This is a genomic window from uncultured Mucilaginibacter sp. (genome assembly GCF_937859865.1).
Taxonomy (GTDB): domain Bacteria; phylum Bacteroidota; class Bacteroidia; order Sphingobacteriales; family Sphingobacteriaceae; genus Mucilaginibacter_A.
In genome coordinates, this window is record NZ_CALMAT010000077.1 from 1 (window position 1) to 6137 (window position 6137).

General features: G+C 43.5%; 5 protein-coding genes, 1 tRNA gene and 1 pseudogene (1 of these 7 running past the window's edge). 2 read left to right on the forward strand and 5 right to left on the reverse strand.

Going from position 1 to position 6137, the window contains the following annotated elements:
• The coding region (locus Q0192_RS07985) for a GIY-YIG nuclease family protein (protein ID WP_299288653.1) at positions 1 to 339 on the forward strand (339 nt) is incomplete at its 5' end.
• Positions 333 to 406, forward strand: a tRNA-Gln gene (locus Q0192_RS07990). The genes Q0192_RS07985 and Q0192_RS07990, both read left to right, overlap by 7 nt.
• A 138-nt stretch (positions 407 to 544) precedes the next feature.
• Here the strand turns inward: Q0192_RS07990 and Q0192_RS07995 are convergent.
• From Q0192_RS07995 to Q0192_RS08015, 5 genes and pseudogenes are all read right to left on the reverse strand, one after another.
• Positions 545 to 1165 (reverse strand): HAD family hydrolase, encoded by a 621-nt coding sequence (locus Q0192_RS07995; protein ID WP_299288656.1) that lies wholly within the window; start codon positions 1163 to 1165, stop codon positions 545 to 547.
• Positions 1166 to 1321: 156 nt separating this feature from the next.
• Complete coding sequence (locus tag Q0192_RS08000; RefSeq protein ID WP_299288658.1) at positions 1322 to 1585, reverse strand: hypothetical protein; 264 nt, start codon at positions 1583 to 1585, stop codon at positions 1322 to 1324.
• 222 nt (positions 1586 to 1807) lie between these two features.
• Positions 1808 to 2023 carry a hypothetical protein gene (locus Q0192_RS08005; protein WP_299288661.1) on the reverse strand — a complete coding sequence of 72 codons (216 nt, stop codon included), beginning with the start codon at positions 2021 to 2023 and terminating at the stop codon, positions 1808 to 1810.
• A gap of 452 nt (positions 2024 to 2475) precedes the next feature.
• A complete protein-coding gene (locus Q0192_RS08010) occupies positions 2476 to 5088 on the reverse strand; it encodes a glucosidase (RefSeq protein WP_299288664.1) in 2613 nt (870 codons plus the stop codon).
• A 196-nt stretch (positions 5089 to 5284) separates the two neighbouring features.
• Positions 5285 to 6137 (reverse strand): annotated as a pseudogene (locus Q0192_RS08015) (NAD(P)/FAD-dependent oxidoreductase); it runs 625 nt beyond the window's last position.

The window sequence follows — 6137 nt, forward strand, 5'->3', positions numbered from 1 at the left end:
CAGAGCATCTGCCTTACAAGCAGAGGGTCACTGGTTCGAACCCAGTATCTCCCACAAAGGCCGACGATTATCGTCGGCCTTTTGTATTTTACAATGTTTTACTGTTATATCTTATTTTCGCCCTCTTTAAACAAATACTACATTGGTTCTACGGGAGATGTTGAAGGCAGGGTGCGTAGGCACAACGCCAACCACAAGGGCTTTACCGGCCATGCCTGCGACTGGGTTTTGGCCTATCAGGAGGAATTCAACACAAAGTCCGAAGCTTTAAAGCGGGAACGCCAGATAAAAAGCTGGAAAAGCAGGAAGATGATAGAGAAACTTATAATTGAAGGTTAGCTCAGCTGGTTCAGGGCATCCCGGTTTTGCACCGGGAGGGTCACTGGTTCGAACCCAGTATCTCCCACAAAGGCATCCAAACGGATGCCTTTTTTAATTTATGTTTTTTATATACATTACTTTTTGCTTCAACCAATGCAACCACCAATTTTTATAGGCTAAAAGAAGCATAAGTTTTTTTTGTGCAAAGGAAAAAGCATACCTGTTAATTTAGGATTTCTGGCAGGTTGGCGTAGTTTGATCCGTAATAGTTGGCAAGGGCAGGAGAATATTTCCCCTGGTAATCATATAAATAAGTTTCGATCCCAAGTTCCCGGGCATCGACTATTTCTGCTTCCGGGTTATCGCCTATCACAAGCACTTCGCCGGGCAAAAAATGATATTTTTGTAAAATCTGTAAAAACACGTCCTTTTTGCTTAAATCAGACTTTGCCGGGTCGGGTATAAAAATCTCTTTAAAATCTTTTTTAATGCCAAGGAGCTTTATTTTGCTTTTCTGAAAATCGGTATAGCCCGCCGTTACCAAAAACTTTTCTATTGCTAAATCTTTGGCAATCTGGTAATCTTCAAATGCTTTTATCGGGCCATTATAGGTCATCTTTAACGACAGCTTCATGCCTTCTTCCTTAAGTTCTTTATTAAATTTATAGCGGTCTGCAACTCTATGGAACGGCGTCGTCAACACATCTTCCTTTACTTGCTGGTAAACCTCGTCGCTTAACTGGGATTTAAGCAAGTCGAACAAAGTGGCGAACATTTCGTCAGCAAAGGGCTTAATAGGATAGATGGTGTCATCAAGATCGAAAATCAATGCTTTTTTTGTCATAGTAAAATGTTAGCAATCTAAAAGGCTACTTTGTTTTTGTAAAAAGTTTCCACAAAAAATTTGGCTTTTCCATTAGCTATTTGTCCTGCTGAAGATAGTAAAATAGAAATATAGCTTTGTAGCTTCTTTTTTTGTTTCGGGGAAAACTAAATTTCCTCAATTTACAAAAACGCCGTCTTCAAATAAATTGACAAACTTTTGAATGCACTTTTTACGGATGGTTAAAGGCAAATCCGAACCTTTTAAAAAGGCGAAATAAGCTTTTCCGCATTCTACCTCAAACTTATAATGGTTTTTTAGCCGGTCGCGGATGTCATCAGGTTCGATGGGTTCGCGGGAAAGAAAAAAGATGATGAACTGAAAATCAATGTTGTCCAGTTCAATTAAAAACTCCCGGGTTTTTTCTGTTAAAGATTCCATTAGATTAAGGTTTGAAAGTGTATGTTTTCAAACCTTGTTCCAAAAGAAACCCCCGTATTTAAACCGATAAACAGGGAAGCAATTGCCCGTTTTTAGATTGACGCCAGGTAATCTTGTCCCCAACTTGGGTATTTAAACTTGTGTTGTTGAATTTAGGCAGATAAAAACAGCATTCCCATTTTATTGCTGCTGTACAAAAATGCTGTTTTTATCCATAAAAAATTATTTATCGCCTTCGCTCGGTTCTGCGCCTTGGTGCAAATCCGGATAAGCTGCGCGGCCGCCTTCATCTACATTTTTTTTAAAGCCGTCAAGCTGGTCGGTTTCGTGCGCGCCGTCTAAAATTTCCTGGCCGTCTTTATTAGTCTGCTGCAAGCCTTCATCTTCCGAATATGGGTTATTAAGCTGTTCTTCCGGCAAATTTTTTTTCTGTTCCATGGTGGGATGCTTTTTCATTGCTAACAGCAAACTGTTTTAATTGTTGGTTGAAAACGAATTTACAGCGCAATTATCAAGGATAAAACCAGGCGCCAAATTTATGCCGGTAAAAGAAGCATCTGCCGTTTCAAGACAAACCATCCTGAGAAAAACATTCTACACTGCCACAACCAAACGGGGCTGTTTCTCCCTGTTTTGCTGTTGTTTTTATCAGAAAAAGGCAAAATCCGCTATAATTATTGTTGGAACGAGACTTGTAAAAAGCTTTGTACATCAAAACTTAAAAAAATAAATCATGAAAAAATTAATACTATTTGCCGCATTAGCTTTTACCTTAACCTGCTCTGTATCTTCTTGTTCAAGCAGCCGTAATTTTGCCAGAACATCAACCATGCGCTTTCATAATTAAGGCCGGTAAAAACAGTATTGCTTTAATTTGAGCTAAGTTGTTTTTATAGGATTGCTATCAAACCTGTCCAACCGGTTTGATGGCTGGCACCTAAACCTTTGCCCGTATCGCCATGAAAATATTCGTGAAAAAGGATATAATCTTTAAAGTTTGGGTCGAGGTTTAGCTTTTGGTTTCCGCCAAAAACAGGCCGCTCGTCCTGGCCGTTTTTTAAAAAAATACTTTTTAAACGATAGCTTAAAGCCTGTGCAATTTCTGCAAGCGAACTGTATTTGCCCGAGTTGGTTGGATATTCTACCTTAAAATCATCGGTATAATATTCCTGAAAGTTGTTCAAAGCTTCGATAATGAGGTAATTCATTGGCATCCAGATTGGGCCGCGCCAGTTGCTGTTGCCGCCAAACATATCTGTATCGCTTTCGGCCGGGTTGTAGGCTACTTCGTAATTACTTCCGTTTAAGAAATAATGGTACGGATGCTCCTGGTATTCTTTTGAGATAGAGCGGATGCCATAATCTGATAAAAACTCTTCCGGGTTAAGCATCCGGCGCAGCAAAAGCTTCATGCGGTGGCCGCGCAGCAACGAAAGTAAATGCTGCTCATTGCCTTTGGTATCTTTCCAATAGCTTACTAAACGCACCAAATCCGGCCGCTGGTTCATAAAATCGTCTAACTGCTTTTTCAGCCGCGGCAAGTTATTCCATTTGTTTTCATCAAACACGATAACGGCAAACATGGGGATCAAACCAACCAAAGTACGCAGGCGCAAACGGTCGCTTTCGCCGTCGGGCTTGCGCAGCAAATCGTAATAAAAGCCGTCCTGGTCGTCCCACAGGCCCAAAGAATCTTCGCCCATGTAAGCAATCGAGCCGGCGATGTACAAAAAGTGTTCTGAAAATTTGATGGCCATGTTTTCATAAACCGGGTTGTACATGGTCAGTTCAATGCTGATCCGCATCATGTTGAGGGCATACATCGCCATCCAACTGGAGCCATCGGCCTGCTCTAAAAAACCGCCTCCGGGGATCGGCGCACTGCGGTTAAAAACACCAATGTTGTCCAATCCTAAAAAACCGCCTTCAAAAACATTGTTGCCTTCGCTGTCTTTCTGGTTTACCCACCAAGTAAAATTAAGCAGCAGCTTTTGAAAAACACCTTCTAAAAACAGTACATCTTCTGTTTTATTTAAGTCTTTGTCCAGTTGATAAATTTGCCAGGCCGCCATGGCATGTACCGGCGGGTTAACATCGCTAAAATCCCATTCGTAGGCAGGCAACTGGCCGCTGGGATGGATATAGTGTGCGCTAACCAATATATTAAGTTGGTTTTTTGCGAAAGCAGGATCAATTTTTGCAAAAGTAAGGCAATGGAAAGCCATGTCCCAGGCGGCAAACCAGGGATATTCCCATTTATCCGGCATAGATAAAATCTGGTCTGCCAGAAAATGTTTCCAATTGTGGTTGCGTCCGCTCAAACGGCTTTTTGGTGGCTGCGGCTGGCCGGTATCTCCTTTTAGCCATAAATTTACATTGTAAAAATAGTATTGCTTGTTCCACAACATGCCTGCAAAAGCCTGGCGCTGCACCAAATTTTCATCAGCACTGGCACCTGCTTTCTGTCTTTCGGCATAAAAATCATTTGCTTCTTTAATGCGGGTATTTACAACCGTATCAAAACCATCAAAAGGGTCTGGCTGATGATTTTTAGACAGCCTTAACCTTACCTGCACATTTCCTTTTGCAGGAACCGTTAACTGAAACCACGCTGCTGCTTTTGTGCCTTCTTTTTGGGGGTTTACTGCTGCCGGATTATTTTTTACCACACGTTCGTGGATGCCGTCTTTTACAAAAGCGGTTTGGTTTGCCGAATGATAAAGCCGCTCGTTGTTGGTTTCGTTTTCGGTGAACAGGAACTCTGCCTCGCCGTCAACATGGCAATAATAGTTGCCCAAAGTTTCGTTTTGCAGCAACAAAGTGTTTTTATCCTGATGCGTGATTTTGGGTTTGGCCGCTCCCGGGTCCCAGCTCCAGGTATTTCTAAACCACAACTGCGGCAGCAAATGCAGTTGCGCTTGCCCATCACCGCGGTTGTGGATGGTATATTGGATCAAAATATCGTCTTCCGCGTTTTTGATGTATTCAACAAAAACATCAAAATAGCGGTCCTGGTCAAACAAACCGGTATCAAGCAATTCAAACTCCGGGTCCAGCTTGCCGCGGCGGCGGTTTTCGTCAAGCAGCAAACTATAAGGGTACGCTTCCTGCGTGTACTTGTACAGCATTTTCATGTAGCTGTGCGTTGGCGTGCTGTCTAAGTAGTAATACAGTTCTTTCACATCCTCGCCGTGGTTGCCTTCAATATTGGTCAGCCCGAAAAGCCGTTCCTTTAAAATCGCGTCTTTCCCGTTCCATAAACCTAAGCCCAAACAAAGCAGTTGCTTGTCATCGCTGAAACCGCCGATGCCTTCTTCGCCCCAGCGGTAAGCTTTGCTGCGGGCCATATCGTGGGTGATGTAGTTCCAGGCATCGCCATTTGCGCTATAGTCTTCGCGCACGGTGCCCCATTGCCTTTCTGATAAATACGGGCCCCATTTAAGCCAGTTGTTTTTTTTGGAGTAATGATCGTTTAAGCGGCTTTGTTCTGCAGTAGTATCCATTCGGGTTTAAGTAAGGCCGTGAAGATAATGTTTTACTGATCAATACTGATTTTTTGAAAATGATGAAAAAACCAATGCTTCTTTTACCAGGTAAAAATTGGTGTTGAAGAACAAGAATTTCAAAAGCTGATTTTTTATGCGATAAAAGAAGTATCAATGCTGAAACGAGCTATAAAAAACCTTGATAAAAACAGCATCACCAATAGCTTAGCCGCGGTGCTTTCAACCCAAAAACTTCTTGTAATGCCCTTTTTGCCGCGTAATAACCGCACATGCCATGCACGCCGCCGCCCGGCGGCGTGGAAGAAGAACAGATGTAAAGCCCTTTGTCCGAGGTTTGGTAAGGCGACCAGCGCAAAGCGGGGCGCGTAAACAATTGCCTGATATCCAGTGTGCCGCCGTTGATATCGCCGCCGATATAGTTTGGGTTGTATTCTTCCATCTGCTGAGTGTTCATGGTGGATTTCGCCAAAATCCGTTCCCGAAAACCCGGCGCAAAACGTTCCACCTGTTTCTCAATAATTTCCGTCATGTCAGTTTTGCTACCGTTTGGCACGTGGCAATAGGCCCAGGCGGTATGTTTTCCTGCCGGCGCGCGGCTGGCGTCAAAAAGGCTTTGCTGGGCAAGCAGCACGAAAGGTTTTTCGGCCTGTTTTCCTTCCGAAGTTTGTTTTTCGCCATCGGCAATTTCCTCCAGCGTATTTCCTAAATGGATAGTCCCGGCTTGATGGCACTCGGCAGCAGTAAAAGGGATCGGAGCATCAAGCGCCCAGTCAATTTTAAAAACGCCCATGCCGTAACGGTATTTTTCGAGCTGCCATTTGTACAAGGCAGAAAACCGGTGGCCTGCAATTTGCAGCAACTGCCGCGGCGTAACATCAAACAAAACCGCTTTGGAAGAAGGAAGCTGTGCCAAAGATTTTACCTCGAAACCGGTCTCAATTTTTCCGCCCAGTGAAACAAAGTAAGCAGCCAGCGCATCGGCAATTTTGTAGGACCCGCCTTTGGGCAGCGGCCACCCGCCCAAATGCCCGTTGGCCAGCAAAACC